The following is a 20,804-nucleotide window of genomic DNA, read 5'->3' on the forward strand; positions in this document are numbered from 1 at the left end:
CGAAACAAGACGGAGCTTATTTTTTTGCTGGAACTACTATTCCTTCTCCTGAAAATACGAATACACCTCTGCCCAATTAGCCATTTTAGGTTGATAAGTTTCGTCAAGATTGTGCTGCGATGCAAATAAAATCCCCTGACCTTGGAAATTTTCCAAATGACGCATATGATCGTCAATCAAATAATCCGCCGAAAGAATCGATTTATCCCCGCAAAAAACATAATGACTCTCCGGAATAAAATCAAAATGTTCTTTCAGCCAAGCATACTTCGCGTCAAATGATGTAGGAAATTCCATCGCGGCTGTCGTAATAAAAATCTCATGCTTTTCAGCCAATTTTTTTAAGGTCTCTCGTGCTCCCTCAATCACGGGCAGATCCGCAAAATACGAGCGATCACTTACCAATTCACGAATCCATTCCGCTTGCTCCGGATGCATCTCCCGTAATTTTTTACCAGCTAAATCCGCTTTCGTATACCTCGTTTTATTCTCCTGGTTGAAAAGTTCTAATTGCTTCGCGATAAAATCCGCGATCACTTCATCCATGTCCACTGCAATTCTTGCCATACCGACACTCCTTTTCAAAAAAATAATTCCAATAACTCTATTTAAGTTTATTCTCGCTTAATGGAGGGAGAAGGTCAATATTGGGGGAATAATAGAGTTTGACTAGTCAACAATTTCTCATATCTGGTTTTAAAACTAATAAGCATTCAAAACAACATAGCTCTAAAACTGGGACACCGGTTGGATGAGCAATACAATCGTTTTGGAAGCATTCAAAACAACATAGCTCTAAAACGAAGCGGACGAGTTAGACACGTGGTTAAATGTTTTGGAAGCATTCAAAACAACATAGCTCTAAAACACAAAACAATTTAACGAATATGGATTAACTGTTTTGGAAGCATTCAAAACAACATAGCTCTAAAACTGATCTCTCTCCCTTTCGAAGATCAGCTATGTTTTGGAAGCATTCAAAACAACATAGCTCTAAAACAGAAAACAATTTAACGAATATGGATTAACTGTTTTGGAAGCATTCAAAACAACATAGCTCTAAAACTGATCTCTCTCCCTTTCGAAGATCAGCTATGTTTTGGAAGCATTCAAAACAACATAGCTCTAAAACAGTGTGTCAGGGTTGTACAAGCTATTCATTGTTTTGGAAGCATTCAAAACAACATAGCTCTAAAACGCAGCTCCCGGATCACCTTTTAATCCTTGTGTTTTGGAAGCATTCAAAACAACATAGCTCTAAAACTAAAACTCAGGTCAGAAACATTTCTGATATGTTTTGGAAGCATTCAAAACAACATAGCTCTAAAACCAATTCGGATGCCGCAAATATTGCAAAAGTGTTTTGGAAGCATTCAAAACAACATAGCTCTAAAACTTAATTTGAGAAGGGATGCTATATTTTTTCGTTTTGGAAGCATTCAAAACAACATAGCTCTAAAACAACAGGATCTAAGTATAAAGAATTAGTCAAGTTTTGGAAGCATTCAAAACAACATAGCTCTAAAACTGCAAACTATGCCTTTGAAAAGTTCCCATCGTTTTGGAAGCATTCAAAACAACATAGCTCTAAAACACTCGCTGTGCCTTCAGTTCTATCAACAATGTTTTGGAAGCATTCAAAACAACATAGCTCTAAAACACTATAGAACTTCGAATATCTGGGGAAGAAGTTTTGGAAGCATTCAAAACAACATAGCTCTAAAACTCATTTCCATCAACCAACAACTCTTTTTTCGTTTTGGAAGCATTCAAAACAACATAGCTCTAAAACGGTGCAAACAAGAATACTGTGTTTTCTTTAGTTTTGGAAGCATTCAAAACAACATAGCTCTAAAACAAAACTACGCAGTGTATATTGATTTGATTCGTTTTGGAAGCATTCAAAACAACATAGCTCTAAAACCGTATCAACAGCTGAAATTTCATCATAAGAGTTTTGGAAGCATTCAAAACAACATAGCTCTAAAACAATTGCTTGACCATTAAACTTGAAGCCTGCGTTTTGGAAGCATTCAAAACAACATAGCTCTAAAACATGATAAATGGGCAAAAGAAATGAACGAGCGTTTTGGAAGCATTCAAAACAACATAGCTCTAAAACCTCGTAGACCCGTTTTGGTTTTCAAGATTTCGTAATCGCGCCACTCATCCATAGCAAGATTTCAGCTTTGAATGCTTCATTTATTTTTCTTATTCTGTTATCAAGGAACGAGACAAGACTTAATCCTCCGAAACTTCGCTGAGAAAATAATCTTCATCTAAAACATACTGTTTGAATCCCTCAACTTTTCTTGGTTCTAAAAAAAGGACCGTGGTGTTATAAAGAGAAATATAATTATTTAACTCTGTTAATTCTTCAACTGTTAAATAGGAACAGACATTAATTAACACTAAGATTTTCTTCTTGGTTAAATTTTTGAACACTTGGATGATCTCAACCAGTTTTTCAAAAATTGTATCGCTGGTCGTTTCAATTTTTATACCTAATGCTTTAAACAACTCAATAATCGTGATCTCGTCACACTCTAAATCCAGTTCATGCTCTAACAATTCGTAGCCAATCATTTCTCCAATCGTTGCGGTCAGTTTATCAATCATAGATTTTACTTCTGGCTTTTCGTTCAATTGAAATTCTAAATCGGCATAAATAAGTTTTAACGTTGACGCCGCATTGATATCATAGCCTAATACATCTGTGATCAGCATAAGCTCCGTCGCTTTTAATGATTTTTGCTTCTCATTAAATAGTCGGAGTTCTGACTCCTCATGATATTGATAGAAAAGTTTTGCTAGATGGGCAAAAATTTTCGTATCTTCAATCGTTAAGATTATTGCACCGGCTAATTCGATTGGCTGATCTAACATCTCAAAATTAATCTTCATCATAATTATCACCTAAAAAGACAATTCTGTCATCTGAATTCCCTACACAATCATCATACTCCCCACATAAATAAATCATCCGTGAAAACTGTTTTTCGGTCACTGTCAGCAAAGTAACCAAGCCTTTCTTAGGATTATTTTGTTTCAATCTCGCCACCATTGCTTTGGATGCCGTACCGTTTAATAATATTTTACTGTAAACTGAAAATTGGTGCATAATGAACCCTTCACTCAATAGAAATTTTCGGAAATGACGATAGGCTTTGCGTTCTTCCGCTGTCTCGGTAGGCATGTCAAACATCAATATCATTCTCATATAACGATAACTCATATCCTAAACTCCGGAATCCTTTCTGTTTGTTCGTTCAACACCTTGATTACTTTTTTTGTATAATCACTAGCGATATTCGTCAAAAACATCGCTTTGGAATTATAGGTGTATTGATTCGTAAATAGTTCAAACAAAAACCGTTTAATCACTTTAAACTCGGCATTACGATGCTCATAAACAATTTGATCAACCAGCGGGCGAAACGGTTCCATCAAATCACTAGCCAAATTGAAATCATTGAATTGGTTAGCATGCTTCAGCCCAAACTGGGTCATACACCCGCATTTGACGATTTCTCGCGCGAAGACACTCATTAATAGCGTATAGCCATAGTTTAGCCCCGCATTGATGGTATTTTCCTTATCACGAGAAAAATCATTGCCGAACAACGTATTGAAATAGATTCTAGCCGCGTGTCCTTCCCGGTTAGAGGGATCAAAAATCTCCAAACTATTATGCAGTGTTAACAATGCCTCTGATTTTTCTTGAAATTCCAGCTCTGACAAAAATTGATACTGATTTAAAATCTTCTGTGAGATGATTTCTGTCCAAACGATCCCTTTTCGTTCCAGTGTCCAGCTCATTTGCCGGCCTAATTGTAAGCTGCTATCATGACGACCATAAAATGGCAGCAGCTTTCCAATCGGTAATCGCTTGTCATCACAAAAAAGAATCAAAATATTCTCGTCTACAAGGCGTTTAATCAGCATCGTCGTAATTAAAATGTCCGTCGTTTCTAATAATAAAACATCGATTTCAGAAAGATGGATCATTTCATTTTGCGAAGCCGATTTATAAATCAAATGATTATTTTTATACGCCAATTTTGAATGGGTATTTACTACGATCGTTCGCCAGCCCATCGTTACTCACCTAATTTCAGATGCGTTTCATACAAACCGGTAATTGATTGACTGATAATCGTCGCCTTTAAAATTTCTTTGATACTGGTATACCGTTTGCGAGGAATAGTCGTGTCAAAGAATTTAAAATCTGCCGGCGCCCCCATCGCATTGAATTGCATTAGATTTAAAAACGATTCAGCCATGACCTTGATATCGGCTTCCTGGTTCTGCTCAAATAGTTCACTTAGTTTTGTTAGATTTTTATCTGCTAACGTATACACCTCCGCAAAGTGTTTAACATATTCAAACAATTCTTGAAAATCGACACGATGAGCTGTTAGGTATGCCAAGCTCTTACCATCTAAGTCGTTGCAGTGTTTTCCGTGATACAGCAGTTCGATTAAATGATTCGGTAAAACCATCTGATTGCCCTTTTGCGCTTCACTCGCACTGGCGATTAAGCGGCGACGCCCGTTTTCTAATTCATATAACGCATATTTAGGTAATATAACTTCGATTGAAGGATGAACAAATCCTTTTTTCTCAAGAAATTCCACTTCATCTGTCTCGAATTGTTTTCGTTCCATAATCGTAATTCCGACAATCTCTTGAACTAATTTCCTTGTTTTTCCCTTTTCATAGGTAATAACAACAGAATAGGCAATATTCGGACTATCAAAACCGCCATATTTCTTCGGATCCCAACCGGTTTTTCTTTCAATCAGTTTTGCTGACTCCCCTTTAGGCTGAATTGATTCTTTTGAAAACCCGCCTGTTTGAATCTCGGTTTTCTTTACAATATTCATTTGATGATAATTCATCACTTTCTTAACCATTGAAATATTTTTCTGGTCCCATAGAATCTCTCCATTTGCATCCACTTTCGGTTGATCACTCGTGAAGAAGCGCATCAGATTACTATAAAAATTCTTTTTAGCAGTTGCCTTGTTTTCTTTAAAGAGATCGAATTTTTGATAATCTCCGTAAACAAATTCCGGTTCCAATCTTGGATAAACCTTTAACAACGTCGTCGCGACGACACCATTCAGATAGGCGTCGTGGGCGTGATGATACTCATTGACTTCACGAATTTTATAGAGCTGATAGATTTGACGGAATTGACTAGTTAATGCCGATTTCAATGTAATGATTCGCGTCACCGTTTCATCACCAGAATTGTATTTTTGATGTAAGATTCGGGCAACATGTTTTGTGATTTGACGCGTTTCTACTAGCTGACGCTTGATAAAGTGAGCCTTGTCCGCCTCTGTCAAGCCTCCATTTAACGCTTTCGTCAAATTATCAAATTTTCGTTGGGTAATCAGTCCAGAGCGTTTTAATTTTTCCCAGTAGCCAATCATTCGCTCTACAACCTCTTTGCTTGGGACAGTATCGGACTTCCCACGATTGTCTGACGAACTGACTAAAACCATATTATCGATGGAGTCATCTTTGATAAAACTTTGCGGAATAATATGATCGATGTCATAATTTGACAAGTGATGAATATCGAGCTCATTTCCTGTATACATATCCTTGCCATTTTGCAAATAATACAAGAAGAGCCGGTCATTGCGTAAATTTACATTTTCCGGTGAGTATTCTTTTAAAAGCGTGCTGCCAAACTCTTTCATCGCGTCTTCAAGAACTTTTTGACGTCTACGTGATTTTTTCCGACCAGCATCCGTTGTTTGATTTTCTCGAGCCATTTCTACGACGATATTGGTCGGCGGGTACCCCATGATCTCCACGATTTCATCGACGATTTTCAGGCTTTGCAAAATCCCCTTCTTAATCGCTGGACTGCCTGCCAGCTCTTTCACGATTTCATGTAAGTCTTCTGACTGATCCTCTGCCTGCTGCTGCGCAATACTTTGCTTAAAGGACAAACTATCGTCGTTGATTAATTGCATCAGATTCCGATTTTTATTTCTCGGCATATCATCATCGCGCATCAAATAATCCAAGATCGTTTTCTTCGACTGCTTTTCACGAATGCCCGTCAATAATTTTTTAGACAGGCGCCCCCATCCCGTATAGTGACGTCGGATTAACTTTTTCAACACACCTGCTTCAAAATAATCTTCATATGGGCTTAGCTGTTCTTGAATCATCTTTCGATCTTCAAAAACGGTCAATATTTTAACGATTTCTTCAAACATCTCTTCATTCTCTGGGTCTTCTAGCATCGATTGACTAACACCGATTTTCAACAGATCATGGTAGGTCCCATAACTCGCGTTAAAGCTTTTTTCGATCCCTTTAATTTCCGCGGTTTCAATCATGTATTGATTCTTTAAAAAGTTTTCCAGTTGCGCATATTTCACTTTACGATTCTTTTTGAATAACTCATCCACGATTTCACGTTTTTCAATGCTGGAAAAATATTGACTCTCTCCACGATCATCAATATAGGAAACTTTTGTCAATTCATTAAAAACCATATATTTTTCATATAGCATACTATGTTTTGGCAGCACTTTCTCTTGTGGCAGATAGCTGTCGTAATTGGTCATTCTTTCAATAAAAGCGGTCGCTGACTTTCCTTCATCAATCATTTCTGAAAAATTCCACGGCGTAATCGATCCATCTTCTTTACGACTTAACCAAGCAAAGCGACTTGCTCCGTCTGCTAACGGTCCCACATAGTAAGGAATCCGGAAAGTAAGAATCTTTTCAACTTTTTCTTGGTTTTCCGCTAGAAAGGGATAATAACGGCTTTGTTTACGAATGATCGAGCACAGCTCTTCTAAATGGATCTGATGAGGAATGACGCCATTATCGAAGGTGCGTTGTTTTCGTAAAAAATCCTCTTGCTCTATTTTAGCTAAGAACGAATCAGCACCCTCTACTTTATCGAGGATTTTTTTCAAGTATTTATAAAAATCAGCCTGGGTGACCCCACCCTCAATATAACCCGCGTAGCCGTTCTTCTCGCTATCACGAAAAACTTCATAATATTTATTTGGTAATTTTTCCCGGACGAAGCTTTTCAGCTGCTCTAAATCGACTTTGTGCTCCTCATATCTTTTGACCAAACTCGCTGATAATTTTGCTTTCGTTGTCAGATCCTTCACTGTTAAGATCCCTGACAACTCTACTGCGTCGTAAACATTTTTAGCCGCAGCGAAAACATCGCCGTACTCATCACCAACGATGGCAAGTAGACCCTCCAGCTGTTCCTCATATTCTTCTTTAGGAAATTGCAATTTAAGATCTTCTTCTAAGCCAAATGTCTTTTTGAAACTTCCTTGATTTCCCACAATCATTTTTAGAAATTGCATAAAGGTTCCAGAGGATTTTTCGTTTGGAAAAAGTTTTAGAACGTTTTCCGCTTTTCTCTGACGGGAGGCCCGCTCTTGGAAAAGAGAACCAATATCAATCGTTTCGTTGATAGGATTTATCAGACTGCCATTTTCTTGTACTGTAAAGGCTTGGTTATAGGCCTGCAAAAATGTTTTAAAGGTCTCCTTCACAGAAGAATTTTCTGTATTCAATTTCCCTTCGATCAAAAAGTTGCCTCGGTATTTAATTATATGTGCCAATGCGAGATAAATAAGGCGTAGATCAGCCTTCTCCGTTGAATCAGCTAAATGTTTCCGCAAATGATAAATAGTTGGAAACTGTTGGTGATAAGCAACTTCTTCTTCCAATGTCGCAAAGATCGGATGTCGTTCATTTCGTTTTTCCTCTGGAACTAAAAAACTATCATCTAAGCGGTAGAAAAAATTTTGATCGACCGTTGCCATTTCTGCTTGAAAAATTTCCTGTAAATACCGAATTCGATTTCGTCGTCGTGTGTAGCGGCGTCTTGTCGTTCGTTTCATTCTTGTTCCCTCAGCAGTTTCTCCCGCATCAAACAGACGAACACCCCAAAAATTTTTTTTGACTGCTTTTTTGGTGCCATTGCCCTTAATTTTCATTTTTTTCTTTACCAGGTCATAGTTTTCATACTGTACTGCATATCCGACCGATGCCGTTCCAATATCCAACCCAATAGTGTAATTTTTATTCATTTATTTCCTCCCCAATTTTTTTTTAGTTCAGACTTTCCCTTTTTTAAAATTCTTGCTATAATGAATTTGTTGGAAATATTCATAACAACATAGCGAGTTAAAATAAGGCTTAGTCCGTAATCAACTTTTAAAGTGGCGCTGTTTCGGCGCTTTTTTTGTGTTTAAAATTAAATTTTAAACAACAACGTAACCGCTTACTAAAAGTGTAACAAATTTCTTATATTTATAAAACCAATTATAAGCCTCCTTTGCTCTAACCACTAAAAAAACTTCATCTCACATTTTTTAAGTGCAAGACGAAGTTTTTCACCGCTATTTTTATTCTGCCACCGACACTGGCACGAGCTCAAATTTACTGACATCCACCAGACCGATATCGGTGATCTTCAAATTAGGAATCACCGCCAGTGACATGAAACCTAAGGTCATGATAGGATCGACTTTTTCTGAGACACCTAAGACTTCACGAGCCAAGCGATTGATCTCAGCTTCTTGTTTCGCGACTTCTTCACCAGATAGATCGCTCATTAAACCGGCGATCGGTAAGGCCATTCTGCCGATAACGTTTCCGGCTTCGATCAGTACGACACCGCCTTCTTGTTCCTTCAAGGCGGCGATGGCGGCCGCCATGTCGTCATCATTGGCCCCGGTCACGATCAAATTATGGGAATCATGAGCGATCGATAAGCCGATCGCTCCTTTTTTTAAGCCGTAATCTTTCAATAATCCAACAAAGACATTGCCAGTATTGTGATGACGTTCCACCACCGCGATCTTTGTGACGTCCTGTTGCGGATCAAAAACGAATTGATCATTGGCGTCTCGTTGAACATTAACGATTGCTTCATTCGTCAAGGCTTCTTGTGGGATCACTTGGATTGCGCGGGCTTTAGTGCTCGTCAAGGTCAAGCCTAATTGTTCTTGATTAAAGGCATCGATGTGGACACTAGATTGAACATTTTTCGTTGCGACCCGCTTCACTTCAGGAATATAGCTGCCAGTCTCAGCGACTCGTTGACCTGCAATATAGGTCGCTTCGATCTCAGGCTTAGACAGATCAGAAAATAGAACTAAATCAGCCCGTAAACCAGGTGCAACCGCCCCGCGATCAGTCAATTGACAGCATTGCGCGGCATTGATCGTCGCCATTTGGATCGCTTGTATCGGTGAAACACCCTCTTCAATGGAAATGCGAATACTGTTATCAAGGTGGCCCGTCTCTAAAATCGTTTTGGCCTGTAGATCATCCGCCGACAGCACGCAGCGCTGATAATTCATCGGCGTCACGCCCTTCAACAAGGTCCGTAAATTTTGAGTAACCGAACCTTCACGTAGAAATACATACATTCCTCGAGAAATACGGTCCTTTAATTCTGCTACTGTCGAGCACTCGTGATCGTTGCTGATCCCCGCCGCCGCATAAGCATTCAGCTCTTTAGCAAAGACCATCGGAGAATGCCCATCGATCCGCATGTCCCGCTCTTTCGCAGCTAATAATTTATCCAATACCGCTTCATCCCCATGGATCACACCGGGAAAATTCATAAATTCCGCTAAGCCATCGACTTCGCCTTGATCGAAAGCCGGCAGCATATCCGCGGCTTCCACTACCGCTCCTGCATTTTCCATATTAGTCGCCGGTACGCAAGAAGGCATCATATAACGAATATCCAGCACCGTTTCTTTTGCTGCTGCCAGCATATAATCCAAGCCTTTCAAGCCAAGGACATTCACGATCTCGTGAGGATCGGCCAAGACTGTCGTCGTTCCATGGGGTACTAATAAACGACCGAATTCCTCTGGGGTCACATAGGAAGATTCCACGTGAATATGGGGATCAATGAAGCCTGGCGCCACGTATTTCCCTTTTAGGTCCACGACTTCTTTTCCTTGATACGTATCTGCCACACCGGCGATCTTTCCACCGACAAGGGCGACATCGCCTTTAATGATCTCACCTTGGTAGACATCAATCACTTGGGCGTTTTTCAAGACTAAGTCCGCTGGTTCTCGACCTGCCGCTACATCGATCAATTGTTTTAATGCCTGTTTCTTCACTAATTTTGCCCCCTTTTTAAATATTTTTCCCATTATATCAGGATTCGATTTCAGTGACAGTGTCTAAACGGAATTTTATTTAAATTCTCAGAAATAAAATAGAAAAATTGCCTAAAACAAAAAGAATTCCATCCCATAATCCTCGGGATGGAATCTTTTCTATTTATCCGGCACGTCCACAAATTCACCGTGCATATTTTCGTAGTGTTTTGCACTAAGAGTTTCAAAAATAGCGATCACTGGATGTTCATAATTCAAGCCTTTTTGAAATTCATTCAATTGAGCCGCTAATAACTTATACTCCACCAGCTCTTCAATTAAGAAATAGCCTTTTAACGCAATGCTTTCGTGAGTTTCCTTATTGAAACAAAACAAGCTGCCTGAGCGATTTTGACGAATATTTTCCGCCGTCCGGCCCTCTCCATTGATATAAAACTTGAAATAATAAAACCCATTGCGCTCAAGCGGCGCGGATACTGCAATTGGATGCGGAAAGCCGCGACTATCAATCGTAGTCAACGTAAAAGTATCCGCGCTGGCTAATAATTCCTCCATATTTCGATCCATTTTAAAGCCTCCTAGTTTTTATTTTCTGGTTTCTCTGGTACAAAAATCGGTACATAATCATCCAAAAATTCAACAGTTAACGGTAAAGCTGGACCCTTATCGCCATCAATCCGAGAATAGATTGTTTTGTCGGTCAGTGGGTTCAATTCTAATTTATCCGTTTCTAAATAAGTCATAGCGTCTGAATCCTTCAGACGACCGGTAAAAATAAACCGCAATAATTGAAATAATTTTCGTAAGCGCATATTGTGTAAAATGCTGACATGGAGCTTGTCATAATCTGAATCGACATATTCCCGCCCGCCAATTGAATGGGTTGTGGTGGCTAAAGCGAACCAGACCTTCAATTTTTCATGATAGTTCTCCGCTTTGATTTCCACTGGATAGGACGTATCTTTGCCAATTTGTTTGATTGCTTTCAGCGGATATACGATCAAGCCGAATTTTCGTTTCTCACTTTGCCGAACTTCATTAGAAATATCCGAGAACGACCCAAAGGTAAAGGAGCTGATGATCGCTTTTTGCCGATCTTGACAAGCTGCGATCCCGACTTTTCGCTGGTGCCCTGCGATAATCAGGTCCATTGCCTCTTCTTCATCCATCGGCAAGTGCCAACGCTTCGCAAAATTATTGACTGTCCCTCCTGGAATAATTCCAAGGGGCAAGGTTTTTCCCGCTTGCACAAAAGCTGTCCCAACAATATTCAAAGACCCGTCTCCTCCAATCGCTACCAGCCCATCGTACTCATCAAGACTTGCTTTGATTTTTTCGATCGCCTTTTCTGGATCGGGAGCGGTCAAAAAATCTGCTGTATGGTTGGCTTTTTCAAATTTTTCTCGCATTTTTTTTGCTGATTCTTCGGCGTCCCCATCGCCTGCATTCGGATTAAAAAAAATTCCATAACGCATCTTTTTCACCTTCGTTCATCCATCTTATTTTTTGCTTAAAGCTTACAAAAAAAACTATTTCTATCCTACTTAACCTTATCATTTTTCTAGCAAAAAGACTCCTCCGACGAACTAATTTACGGCAATGTGAGCATTTTTACTTTTTTACTTTTCGAAACCTGATATGATTAACTAAAGAGAGGGATGAGCAGAATGTTTGAATCAGCAAAAACGCGGCACAGCGACGTGCCCTTTGACGTTGTACCTGAAGAAATGCAGCAGGAAATTTGGCACATGATTTTCATGCGACCTATGAAAGGTCTAGCCTTGACTTCACCGCAGCGCTTTCATTTTTTCAAAAACCGAATGGATCATAGCTTAAGCGTCGTTCATTCGCAAGAAGAACCCTATTTTTCCGACAGTATTAGCGCTCCTTACGTCGAAGCCTACGAAGCCATTAAATTCCCCACCATTATGTACGTTTACGATGATGGCGACGAATTATTGATGACCCTTAATAAAATAAGCGTCTGATAAAAATCAGACGCTTATTTTATTTGACGACCATCACATTACAAGGAGCTTGATTCACTACATATGCCGTCGTTGAACCAACCAGCAGCAGCGATAATGCTCCTAAACCAGTTGCTCCCATAACGATCAGATCCGTATCTAATTTCTCCGCTAATTCCACGATTTCTCGTTTAGGATTGCCAGCGACGATTTGCGAAGTCAGATGAACTTCTTGTTCTTCTTTCATACGGTGATGTTCCAATTCATCTATGATCGCCTGCGCGTTCTTCTTCGCCTCGTGCATCAATGGGATCGAGTTTCCGCCTGTCGTGCCACTAAAGCTGGCTGTATCAATCACCGTCACCAACGTTAAGTTGCCTTTATTTCTTTTAGCGATGTTGATCGCTTCATCGAAGGTCTTCTTAGATTGTGCCGACCCATCCACCGGAACTAAAATATTTTTATACTCATCAAGCATAACGCCCGCCCCCTTTTTTCTTTAGTGTATCATTCCATCAAAGTTAGGAAAATTAGAAAGAATCATTTCTATTTATTTTTTTACTTTTGATTCATTAAAACGGCTTAAACAACGGCCGGAAAAATTGTTCTTTTGTCCTTCTGATGCTACACTTTCATCAATAACCTAAAGGAGCATCCAGTATGAACAAAAAACAACGAAAAAAAAGCCACTTGATTATTCACAGTGCGGCCTCTGCAGCTGCCGGTGTTGGCGCGGGTATGGCCCAATTGCCGCTTTCAGATGCTGCGGTTTTAGTACCGATTCAAACCGCGATGGTAATCGCGTTAGGAAAAGTCTTTCACGTTAAGTTAGACGAAGGTGCTGCCAAAGCACTGGCCACTCAATTCTTAGCCCAAAAGGCCGGACAAATGACCTCTCGTTTTTTAATTGGGAAAATTCCCGTTGCCGGTAATATCCTCAACAGTTCAACAGCCGCGGTGATTACTGAATCTTACGGCTGGATGATTGCGAATGAATTCGCGCAAGAATACGAGAAAAAAATGCTCAAATGATAATATTTTTTTAATTGTCTGCGACTTTTCTTTCAAAAATATTTCTCGTTCGTTATACTGTTAAACGTGGATGAACTTGGTGTTTTACTCGTTCAATGATGTAGTCCGCATTTAAGACAGAGGTGCTGGTTCGATTCCAGCCGTCCACGTATAACAATTACAAATGCGATAACAAAGAAAAAGCACTGTTAAACCAACGATTATTTGGTCTAATAGTGTTTTTTTATTACAAGAAAACAATTTGTAATTGACGATTAAATCACTTTTTTACTCCAAAATAAATCTTTGAAAAATCAGTCAATTTAAAAAGTGTTTAGATTTGTGTTTAGATTTAATAAAATTACTCGTCTAACGTAGGGCGTCCGTTCACTCTTGTGGGCGGTTTATTTTATTTACCATTTTTTGCTTTATCCCATTCTATTTTTAGATATTCTCTCATTGTATTTACTAAATCATCTGTACTACCTTCAACGTTTACTAGGTCATTAGGACTAATTTTCTCTTTGCCTAAAATTTTTGTACAGCTTTCTACTAGATTCAAAATTTTCTCATTTCTATCGTCTGACTTACTCGGTCCAAAATATAATTTTAGTAAATTGGCTTGAGTTTTCACTTTATCGATTAATGCGTCACGTTCTTGTTGTATTTGACTTTTAGACATGTAGCTACTTGCTACTTCAACATTTTCAATTTTTTCAATTTCAGTTCTATTTTTTTCATCGACTGCGATAACCATCTGCGTTCCGCTATCTAACTCAAGAGAAAGCATTTTATCATAATCCCCTCCTGAATACTCTTTAAGAACTTTGGCACATCTAATACTATCAAGATTTTTATTCGCCAGACTTATCAAACAGTTATAAATAACTGTTTTTTCTAATTTATCAAATCTATTATACTTATTCAGTGCCTTCAATGAAAATATAACTGAAATATCATCACCCATTGAAATAGGAACAGGATCAAGCACTTTGCTTAGATTTTCCATACTCGAGTTGCTTCCCCAAGGAATAAAATCCAAGATTACCATTTTTTTAAAGTAGCGTTTTATTTTTTCATGTTCCTGAAAACTTGGTAAAAAAACTAACAATCGAGTAATTGACGAAACAAATGTTACTGTTTCTTCTCTCACCTTCTGAATCCAATCAATTCTTGCACTAGCTTTCAAATTAGCATCAATTTGTAGTTGTGTCATCTTTTTCTCAAAGATTTGTTCATTTTGAGACAACCAATCTTGGAATTTCTGGCGTTCTTTTTCTGACTCATTTTCTGCTTTTATTTGCTTTTCAAATAATTCTTCTTGTGCAGTATTAGCTATGTCCGCCAACTTCTTGTTTACATGGTAAGTCAATACTACTGAGATAATCACACCAGTAAAAGCTATAGCAGCGGTTATGAAATTTGAGTTCCAAAATGACGTATTTGTTACATTTTCAAATAGTATTTTAACTTCTTTCATAAAAAAACTCCTTTTATTTTCAGTATACCAAAAAAGCCCATTAAGCGATGGGCTTCTCATTTATGTTTTCTATATTAATCTAATCATTATTTCATAGCTCAAGGTAATAAAAAATGACTCTATTACACTCACTGACCTTTTCACAGATCACCAACGCCGATTACATACTTTAAATTTTTCATCTAATGTGGGGCAACCGTTCACTCTTGTGCGCGGTTCTATTTTAATGTTTCAAGTTGCTTCATTTTATTTTCATTTAGTCTAGTTTCCTTTTCAGCTATTAAGTCTTCCAATTCTTTTTTCTTAGGATTGTCCAATTGCTTTTGCTTCGCTTCTTCATCCGTTAGCGATAAATTAGCACGTTTCCATTCAATCTTTAAATAGTAATTAAGAAAGTCACGATAAATAATAAATTGATCTTGAAGGTCTGTCATATATTCAAAGCCCATTCCTTGGTTTTGAACAGCTTCTTCAGTAATCAAATCCGCAAACTTAAGAATACTTTGATTCAAATTGTCCTCATCCGGTCCAAACATAATCCCTAATTGTATTGCATCTTCTCTCAACTTCTGTCTTTTTATATTAAGGCTCTCCATACTCTCGTTTCCTGTTTGATTATTTACATCAAAATGAGAAAGTAGATTATACGAGCTAGATATGAAAGAAGATAGTTTCCCTCTAGTAACTTGAATCCAATCAATTCTAGATCGAGCTGTTATGTCTGCATCAATTTTCCTCTTATTCCATTTTCCAGTCTGAAGTATCCCAATAAACGAGATTATTGCAGCTACTGCAGCTAAAAATGAGGTTAAAATTTGCGGACCACTCCACTCTGATGATTTTGAAACATTTTCAAATAGAATTTTTATCACAGGCATCTTTAACATCCTTTTTATATTTAGTATACCAAAAAAGCCCATCACTAGGATGAGCCAAGTAAATACAAAATTAATTGTATTTACTTTGTGGATAGTTTTATTCATTCCATTTGTATCTTACTTTTAAAGAATTTAGCTTATCAAATCCTATTACCTTCTCTTTTTGTAATCGTCCTACAACAATTCCTGGATGTATACCTATGTTATCAGCAAATACCCTGACAGATTCATATGTGAATGTCCCTTTTCTTAGAAATACGGATAATTTTTGTGGAGGTATAAGGGTATCTGCTGCCCATTTATCAGAAAAAATCTCCTCTTCACTTTCTTTATAGGCTTTTACGAAAGTATAAAATGGCTTCTTATTATGAAATAATATATGAGATAGCTCGTGAAAAAAAGTAAACCACAAATGATCATTCTGCTTATATCTTAAGCTCAGTTGAATTGCAGCTTTAGGATATGGGCTTAACCATCGAGTTAATCCACAAACTTTACTTCCCTTTATCTCAGGAACTAATACAACCGCCACACCAAAACTTGATGCAACTTCTTTCAATCTAGGGATAAATATGCTTGGATCAGTTACCAGAGTCAAACTTCGTAACTCTTCTATACTCTTTAGCGCAGTTTCTTTAGAAAAATCTTTTGTATCAATTTTCCTAATTTCATTATCTCCTATTTGTACCCACGTCTTTAAGGCATATTTATTTACTTCTCCTTGATTAACGGAAAGTCGAAATGCTCCAGCTAATAATTCATCACTGTCCATATTTTTTTTCATTATTTCAAAAGATGAATAGCCAAAAAATTTCAGTAATTGCTTCACTTTTTCCTTAGCATCACGAATTTTGGGAACATATCCTAATTTAACTAATTCATTGTAAGGAAAATGACTAACCCATTCTACTTGTCCATCGAGAAGTTCTTCTTGTTTTTTTTCTTCTATATATTCTTGATAGTTTTTTTCTAAACTATTCCAAAATGATGATGGTATGTCTAAGATGTAATCTAACTTAAGAGCTAATTCTGAAGTGATTACTGCTTTACCATTAATAATATTTGATAAATGTTTATAACTAATATCTAACCTCTCAGCCAATTGTACTTGCGTATAATCCATATTCGCAAGAGTTTCTTTTAATGTTTCTCCTGGAGCTGTCACATAATCTGGTTTAACTTCATATTTCCTAATTCCCATGATAATCCACAATCTCCTTTACTAGGATAATAACTGCCAATTCCTTCTCCAATGTTAATTCTTCATCACTAGTATACGCCTCGAAGACCAATCGCCAATTTCCTGTAATCATTACTGAGAAACAATTTTTATATTTTCCTGAAAGCTGATGTAGCTTTTGTGGAGGTACATGGCTTATATCTTTTAAATTATTCGCAGCACGGAATTCAGTGATTCTTTGCTTCACTTTTTTTGCGATAACATCACCATATTCCTTTCGAATATTTTTTTCTTTAGAAAGTATTTTACTCATCTTTTGGGTCGAGCCGTACACATCCATAAAAAACTCCTTAACCTTTTTGGTTAACAACTTTACATATAATATAGCACATAGAACCATTAATCAAGATTTTTTTGCCTAGAATTACTAAAATATTAAAAAATTATTTTGTTTTAATACCAATATTGAAATACAAAAAAGCCCATCACTAAGATGAGCTTCTCATTTATGTTTTCTATCTTAATCTAGTCATTATTTCACAGCTCAAGGTAATAAGAAATGACTCTATTACACTCACAGACCTTTTCACAGACCATCAACGCCGATATTTTTTATTTGCTACAATATTTTATTAAGAGTTAATAGTAAGCCTAAGATTGATGCCACAATAGCTAAGAAGCCCGTTATTATTTTGTTTATAAATGACAACTTTGCTTCTACTGTAGAAAAGTCTTTGCCTTCATCCTTCACTATCCAAAATGCAAGAGCCCTCAATTTTCCAATAGTTACTTTAAATAAGGAATAAACAGCTTTCGTAAAAACAAAAGAAAAAATATAGACATCAATAATCATTGTCGAAAAAATGAGATTAGGAGATACAGCCCTTTTTACCTCTATGGATTTCAGCCCTCTTTTTAAAACACCAACATTTACTATAATAAATATAATCATTGCCAGATACAACATAACTCTTATTAGATTCTTGTTGCCTTTACCTATGCCTCCAACTAAATATAAATACATACAAAATAATGGCAGACCCATCATCATCCCTGTAATAGAGAGAATATTTTGCAAGTCTTCATAATTTAATTTTAAAGAGCTAATATAATTTAGCAAAAAAATGATTGCTATCAAAAGCGGAATAGCTAGTATAAAAGAAAACGTCATTATGAACCAGTTTCTTTCTATTGATTCCTTTAATGTGTCGTACACATTTTTGACTTTTAAAAGAAAACGTCCCTTTAGACTTCCCCTTGGCTTGTTCATCTGATCCACCCATAAACCGACAATTTTTCTCTGTTTCATTGAATAACTCCTTTTATTTATTAGTATACCTAAAAAGCACATCACAAGGATGAACTTCATCCGCATTCAATACGTTTCAAATATCTGAGGAACAACAACATCCAACTTTAATAACTCATCTTCTGAAAGCAGCTTCCCATCTTTTCTAAAAACACTAATACGCCGCTGTTCTTTTTCAAGCGTATAGTTTTCTGTTACATACCTAGCTCGCTGATCGTTCAAAAAATTCTTTATAAAGATTGAGCGTAATTGACTGATTGACAAGCCATTTTCCCCTTGATTAAAAAATGCAGACTCATAAAAGTACACGCGTCCATCATTTGAAAGTGTTCCCCGCATCGGATTCCCCTCTTTTTAGTTAATGAGACCAGTATACCAAAAAAACCACCAAGCGATGGGCTTCTTATAATAAGCATCTGTCCAAAATTGGATACATCTTTTTAGGTGACTACTCCCACTAGTGAATACAGGATTATTGGCTTATTGGTTTGTTTTCGTTCACTATAAAAGGCTTGCACAAAAATATGCAGACTTATTTTATAACTTCTTTTCCCTTTTTTAGGACGGAAGAAATAGCAGGAAACTTCCAACTTCTGTTCTACTACCGACGAAATTCGTTGCCACAAGTGGCAATCCTTCTTAATTGTGGTCGCTTTGAACGGCTGATTTTTCTAAAGTAGCTTTTCGTGACTTTAGATCATTGGAGCACATTAATCAGATAACGCAAGTTAAGGACTGGTAAATTTTTTTCTCTCCTGTATACAATAAAAAAGCTCCGGATTCCCCGAAGAACACGTGTATAGCTGTAAACACCAAAATATAATAGAATTAGATTAGCATCAACCAATTAGCTATATGCGATGATACTTAAAGCATCATAAGACTCCAAAAAACGTAGTATTTTGAAGGTGGAATTTATTTCAGAATCTCCATCACCCCTTACCAGTTTCTAACCTCATGATTATTAACTCTAGCTCATTACAGAACTGCTGAATAGTCTTCTTAGATTCCTGAAAAATCAAGTCACGACCAACAAATAAGCGATCCGATATCTCTTCTATAAGGATAAATACACCATTCAATCCAAAGGTCGTATAGCCTTGTGGTGTGTGTTCGCCGGTAAGTACAACAGACTATTCTGAATAGATGGCTTGTCAATCAAAGCCAGTTCGTTTTCTTCTTTCATTAATTTTTGATATTTCACATCTTTTAGATACGGTTGACGGTTCTCATTAATCGCAAGTTTTACGGTAGCTTTAATTAGCGAGTTTTTTACATCCAATGAATGGATTTTGTTGTTTCTTCTGCATTCTTTTCCGCCAATGCTGCAATCGCTGATACTATCCCATTTAATTGATCTAAATCAGAAGGCTTTACATCGGCTGCTAGTGGAAAATAGTATAGAAGCGTTTGTAGCCCCTTTAATGCTGATGAAATATTTACCGATTGGATAATTAAATCTGTATAGTCTTTTCTATCAATTTGTTTTTCCATTTGTTTACTCATCCTTCTACAACTTATTTTTGAACAAAATTATCTTGTTCACAAAATAAGTAGTCAGTTTTATGCAAAAATATTCCAAATTATTTTTTTAATTTCCATTCGTTCTTTAGTACATTATTCCTTAAATCATATTCATAAAAATCGTATCGCATAAATAGAGCAACAATTGTACTGATGAATATTGCCGCCTTCCACTTTGTTGGTAACATTGTCATTACTCCGCCTAATAAAGTAGCGGCTAAGATTAGATTAATTCGTTTATTCATCGTTTACGCTCCATCCTGTTTTATGGTAGAATTGGAGGTAATAGAAGGCTTTATAAGCCCTTCGTTCTGCCTTTTGCTGATTCTCGCCAAAGAATTTGACAGCAAAGGCTTTTTTTATTTTTTCCATTCATTTTTAGTGCCCCTAGTCCATTTTCCCTAATAATCGCTTAAATCCCTCAAGCTGGGCTAAATCCACCTCTAGCTCACCATTCTCACAACGTTGAATAATATCACTCAAAACACCTTGCGGAACTGCTACCAGACCATCGATTATCTGAAACATTGAATCATCATAGGGTGTGTACAAAGGATGATAGACACCTTTTATTTCAGGAATGCTATGGTGAGGATCGGCATAATTTCTCATTTCAAAGTAACTAACTACTTGATTCAATTCATCTGGACTGTAATCTTTGCCATCCATCTTTTGAATGACTCTATCAATGATCCTTTGGGATACGTACCAAATACCAGCTTGTTGTAAACTTCGTCTTTCGTTACATTGAAACCTTGTTGAAGCATAAAACGATATGATTGTTCTACTAATGGTGGGTAAATAATATTCAATTTAATTCCTCCTACTCGACCGAAAATTCGGTTTAGTAACCTTTAACGACTGACAATTGACTTCTGTGACGTTTCAACTTATGTGCTCCGTTTCCGGAATTTCCTTCGCCCCACGCTAGGAATTTTATTTTGCATTGTCTCTTAAAAAACGATCAGCTTCTTGTTTGCTGATGCGCTCGTAACCATCAATCAACACTACCTTAATTAAGCTGCTCTTAATGAGCTTTTTAAGTGTGTTGTAACTTGTTGACAGATACACTTTGCCGCTTGTGTGTAATTCATCGCTACAGGTTGTTCTAACTGCTTTTTGTATTCGTCAATAAAAATGATAGCTTGCTGTTTCCCTTCCGCTGCTGCCGCTTCTTTTACCATCTCACGCAATGCCGGTGATAGGTCTAATTCATCAATACTCAACTTTGCCATTTGTTTCACCTTCTTCATTGGAAAATATGAGTTTATTTTCTTTTGGGTATAAATACCTTAGAACAA

22 protein-coding genes and 1 CRISPR repeat array are annotated in these 20,804 nt (G+C 37.2%); of the genes, 2 read left to right on the forward strand and 20 right to left on the reverse strand.

Features of this window, described 5'->3' with window-relative positions; genetic code table 11:
• Positions 1-36: 36 nt before the first annotated feature.
• The 8 genes from RV00_RS07905 to RV00_RS07940 all read right to left on the reverse strand — a co-directional run bounded on the left by RV00_RS07905 (position 37) and on the right by RV00_RS07940 (position 11,629).
• Positions 37-567: a 5' nucleotidase, NT5C type gene (locus RV00_RS07905; protein WP_071862056.1), complete on the reverse strand. Its 531-nt coding sequence runs from the start codon at positions 565-567 to the stop codon at positions 37-39.
• Between the two features lie 133 nt (positions 568-700).
• A CRISPR array of direct repeats spans positions 701-2,122; the repeat unit is 36 nt; unit sequence GTTTTGGAAGCATTCAAAACAACATAGCTCTAAAAC.
• A gap of 119 nt (positions 2,123-2,241) precedes the next feature.
• A complete protein-coding gene (gene csn2 / locus RV00_RS07910) occupies positions 2,242-2,907 on the reverse strand; it encodes a type II-A CRISPR-associated protein Csn2 (protein ID WP_249024078.1) in 666 nt (221 codons plus the stop codon).
• Positions 2,894-3,235, reverse strand: a complete 342-nt coding sequence (cas2, locus tag RV00_RS07915) for a CRISPR-associated endonuclease Cas2 (RefSeq protein WP_071862058.1) — start codon at positions 3,233-3,235, stop codon at positions 2,894-2,896. Before cas2 ends, csn2 begins: the two co-directional genes overlap by 14 nt.
• Positions 3,232-4,098, reverse strand: coding sequence for a type II CRISPR-associated endonuclease Cas1 (gene cas1, locus RV00_RS07920; RefSeq protein WP_071862059.1), 867 nt, complete (start codon positions 4,096-4,098; stop codon positions 3,232-3,234). Before cas1 ends, cas2 begins: the two co-directional genes overlap by 4 nt.
• 2 nt (positions 4,099-4,100) lie before the next feature.
• Entirely contained in the window at positions 4,101-8,096 is a 3,996-nt protein-coding gene (gene cas9 / locus RV00_RS07925; RefSeq protein WP_071862060.1) for a type II CRISPR RNA-guided endonuclease Cas9, read from the reverse strand.
• 318 nt (positions 8,097-8,414) lie between these two features.
• Positions 8,415-10,154 (reverse strand): adenine deaminase, encoded by a 1,740-nt coding sequence (ade, locus tag RV00_RS07930; RefSeq protein WP_071862061.1) that lies wholly within the window; start codon positions 10,152-10,154, stop codon positions 8,415-8,417.
• 159 nt (positions 10,155-10,313) lie between these two features.
• Positions 10,314-10,721 (reverse strand): pyridoxamine 5'-phosphate oxidase family protein, encoded by a 408-nt coding sequence (locus tag RV00_RS07935; RefSeq protein ID WP_071862062.1) that lies wholly within the window; start codon positions 10,719-10,721, stop codon positions 10,314-10,316.
• A gap of 11 nt (positions 10,722-10,732) precedes the next feature.
• Positions 10,733-11,629, reverse strand: a complete 897-nt coding sequence (locus RV00_RS07940; RefSeq protein ID WP_071862063.1) for a diacylglycerol/lipid kinase family protein — start codon at positions 11,627-11,629, stop codon at positions 10,733-10,735.
• 192 nt (positions 11,630-11,821) lie between these two features.
• On the opposite strand from RV00_RS07940, the gene RV00_RS07945 reads away from it, so the two are divergent.
• Positions 11,822-12,142, forward strand: coding sequence for a DUF960 family protein (locus tag RV00_RS07945; RefSeq protein WP_071862064.1), 321 nt, complete (start codon positions 11,822-11,824; stop codon positions 12,140-12,142).
• A gap of 19 nt (positions 12,143-12,161) precedes the next feature.
• Here the strand turns inward: RV00_RS07945 and RV00_RS07950 are convergent, their stop codons facing one another.
• Positions 12,162-12,599, reverse strand: a complete 438-nt coding sequence (locus RV00_RS07950; protein ID WP_071862065.1) for a universal stress protein — start codon at positions 12,597-12,599, stop codon at positions 12,162-12,164.
• Positions 12,600-12,781: 182 nt separating this feature from the next.
• Between RV00_RS07950 and RV00_RS07955 the strand changes: the two genes are divergently transcribed.
• The gene (locus RV00_RS07955) at positions 12,782-13,153 is read left to right on the forward strand and encodes a hypothetical protein (RefSeq protein ID WP_071862066.1); all 372 of its coding nucleotides are present in this window, start codon (positions 12,782-12,784) and stop codon (positions 13,151-13,153) included.
• Between the two features lie 388 nt (positions 13,154-13,541).
• On the opposite strand, the gene RV00_RS07960 is transcribed toward RV00_RS07955, so the two are convergent.
• The 11 genes from RV00_RS07960 to RV00_RS08010 form a co-directional block, all read right to left on the reverse strand.
• The gene (locus tag RV00_RS07960) at positions 13,542-14,612 is read right to left on the reverse strand and encodes a hypothetical protein (RefSeq protein ID WP_071862067.1); all 1,071 of its coding nucleotides are present in this window, start codon (positions 14,610-14,612) and stop codon (positions 13,542-13,544) included.
• 218 nt (positions 14,613-14,830) lie between these two features.
• Positions 14,831-15,490: a hypothetical protein gene (locus RV00_RS07965; protein WP_143141777.1), complete on the reverse strand. Its 660-nt coding sequence runs from the start codon at positions 15,488-15,490 to the stop codon at positions 14,831-14,833.
• A 97-nt stretch (positions 15,491-15,587) separates the two neighbouring features.
• Complete coding sequence (locus RV00_RS07970) at positions 15,588-16,691, reverse strand: helix-turn-helix domain-containing protein (protein WP_071862069.1); 1,104 nt, start codon at positions 16,689-16,691, stop codon at positions 15,588-15,590.
• Positions 16,681-17,010: a type II toxin-antitoxin system RelE/ParE family toxin gene (locus RV00_RS07975; RefSeq protein ID WP_071862070.1), complete on the reverse strand. Its 330-nt coding sequence runs from the start codon at positions 17,008-17,010 to the stop codon at positions 16,681-16,683. The genes RV00_RS07970 and RV00_RS07975 overlap by 11 nt, the downstream gene beginning before the upstream one ends.
• A gap of 279 nt (positions 17,011-17,289) precedes the next feature.
• A complete protein-coding gene (locus RV00_RS07980) occupies positions 17,290-17,979 on the reverse strand; it encodes a hypothetical protein (RefSeq protein ID WP_071862071.1) in 690 nt (229 codons plus the stop codon).
• 66 nt (positions 17,980-18,045) lie between these two features.
• Positions 18,046-18,318 carry a hypothetical protein gene (locus RV00_RS07985; protein ID WP_071862072.1) on the reverse strand — a complete coding sequence of 91 codons (273 nt, stop codon included), beginning with the start codon at positions 18,316-18,318 and terminating at the stop codon, positions 18,046-18,048.
• Positions 18,319-19,251: 933 nt separating this feature from the next.
• The gene (locus RV00_RS07995) at positions 19,252-19,473 is read right to left on the reverse strand and encodes a hypothetical protein (protein ID WP_071862074.1); all 222 of its coding nucleotides are present in this window, start codon (positions 19,471-19,473) and stop codon (positions 19,252-19,254) included.
• A gap of 89 nt (positions 19,474-19,562) precedes the next feature.
• Positions 19,563-19,748: a hypothetical protein gene (locus RV00_RS08000; protein ID WP_071862075.1), complete on the reverse strand. Its 186-nt coding sequence runs from the start codon at positions 19,746-19,748 to the stop codon at positions 19,563-19,565.
• Positions 19,741-19,875, reverse strand: coding sequence for a hypothetical protein (locus RV00_RS16815; RefSeq protein ID WP_276327095.1), 135 nt, complete (start codon positions 19,873-19,875; stop codon positions 19,741-19,743). The genes RV00_RS08000 and RV00_RS16815 overlap by 8 nt, the downstream gene beginning before the upstream one ends.
• Before the next feature lie 15 nt (positions 19,876-19,890).
• A complete protein-coding gene (locus RV00_RS08005) occupies positions 19,891-20,172 on the reverse strand; it encodes a hypothetical protein (RefSeq protein ID WP_249024079.1) in 282 nt (93 codons plus the stop codon).
• A gap of 347 nt (positions 20,173-20,519) precedes the next feature.
• A complete protein-coding gene (locus RV00_RS08010) occupies positions 20,520-20,738 on the reverse strand; it encodes a DNA-binding protein (RefSeq protein ID WP_249024080.1) in 219 nt (72 codons plus the stop codon).
• Positions 20,739-20,804 lie beyond the last annotated feature (66 nt).

This window comes from Enterococcus devriesei, assembly GCF_001885905.1.
In the GTDB taxonomy this organism is placed as follows: Bacteria; Bacillota; Bacilli; order Lactobacillales; family Enterococcaceae; genus Enterococcus_A; species Enterococcus_A devriesei.

What these genes read in the sequence shown, in the direction of transcription:
- RV00_RS07905 (WP_071862056.1), bottom strand. Translation starts at nt 567, where the DNA reads ATGGCAAGAATTGCAGTGGACATGGATGAAGTGATCGCGGATTTTATC.
- csn2 (WP_249024078.1), bottom strand. Translation starts at nt 2,907, where the DNA reads ATGATGAAGATTAATTTTGAGATGTTAGATCAGCCAATCGAATTAGCC.
- cas2 (WP_071862058.1), bottom strand. Translation starts at nt 3,235, where the DNA reads ATGAGTTATCGTTATATGAGAATGATATTGATGTTTGACATGCCTACC.
- cas1 (WP_071862059.1), bottom strand. Translation starts at nt 4,098, where the DNA reads ATGGGCTGGCGAACGATCGTAGTAAATACCCATTCAAAATTGGCGTAT.
- cas9 (WP_071862060.1), bottom strand. Translation starts at nt 8,096, where the DNA reads ATGAATAAAAATTACACTATTGGGTTGGATATTGGAACGGCATCGGTC.
- RV00_RS07935 (WP_071862062.1), bottom strand. Translation starts at nt 10,721, where the DNA reads ATGGATCGAAATATGGAGGAATTATTAGCCAGCGCGGATACTTTTACG.
- RV00_RS07940 (WP_071862063.1), bottom strand. Translation starts at nt 11,629, where the DNA reads ATGCGTTATGGAATTTTTTTTAATCCGAATGCAGGCGATGGGGACGCC.
- RV00_RS07945 (WP_071862064.1), top strand. Translation starts at nt 11,822, where the DNA reads ATGTTTGAATCAGCAAAAACGCGGCACAGCGACGTGCCCTTTGACGTT.
- RV00_RS07950 (WP_071862065.1), bottom strand. Translation starts at nt 12,599, where the DNA reads ATGCTTGATGAGTATAAAAATATTTTAGTTCCGGTGGATGGGTCGGCA.
- RV00_RS07955 (WP_071862066.1), top strand. Translation starts at nt 12,782, where the DNA reads ATGAACAAAAAACAACGAAAAAAAAGCCACTTGATTATTCACAGTGCG.
- RV00_RS07960 (WP_071862067.1), bottom strand. Translation starts at nt 14,612, where the DNA reads ATGAAAGAAGTTAAAATACTATTTGAAAATGTAACAAATACGTCATTT.
- RV00_RS07965 (WP_143141777.1), bottom strand. Translation starts at nt 15,490, where the DNA reads ATGCCTGTGATAAAAATTCTATTTGAAAATGTTTCAAAATCATCAGAG.
- RV00_RS07970 (WP_071862069.1), bottom strand. Translation starts at nt 16,691, where the DNA reads ATGGGAATTAGGAAATATGAAGTTAAACCAGATTATGTGACAGCTCCA.
- RV00_RS07975 (WP_071862070.1), bottom strand. Translation starts at nt 17,010, where the DNA reads ATGGATGTGTACGGCTCGACCCAAAAGATGAGTAAAATACTTTCTAAA.
- RV00_RS07980 (WP_071862071.1), bottom strand. Translation starts at nt 17,979, where the DNA reads ATGAAACAGAGAAAAATTGTCGGTTTATGGGTGGATCAGATGAACAAG.
- RV00_RS07985 (WP_071862072.1), bottom strand. Translation starts at nt 18,318, where the DNA reads ATGCGGGGAACACTTTCAAATGATGGACGCGTGTACTTTTATGAGTCT.
- RV00_RS07995 (WP_071862074.1), bottom strand. Translation starts at nt 19,473, where the DNA reads ATGGAAAAACAAATTGATAGAAAAGACTATACAGATTTAATTATCCAA.
- RV00_RS08000 (WP_071862075.1), bottom strand. Translation starts at nt 19,748, where the DNA reads ATGAATAAACGAATTAATCTAATCTTAGCCGCTACTTTATTAGGCGGA.
- RV00_RS16815 (WP_276327095.1), bottom strand. Translation starts at nt 19,875, where the DNA reads ATGGAAAAAATAAAAAAAGCCTTTGCTGTCAAATTCTTTGGCGAGAAT.
- RV00_RS08005 (WP_249024079.1), bottom strand. Translation starts at nt 20,172, where the DNA reads ATGGATGGCAAAGATTACAGTCCAGATGAATTGAATCAAGTAGTTAGT.
- RV00_RS08010 (WP_249024080.1), bottom strand. Translation starts at nt 20,738, where the DNA reads ATGGCAAAGTTGAGTATTGATGAATTAGACCTATCACCGGCATTGCGT.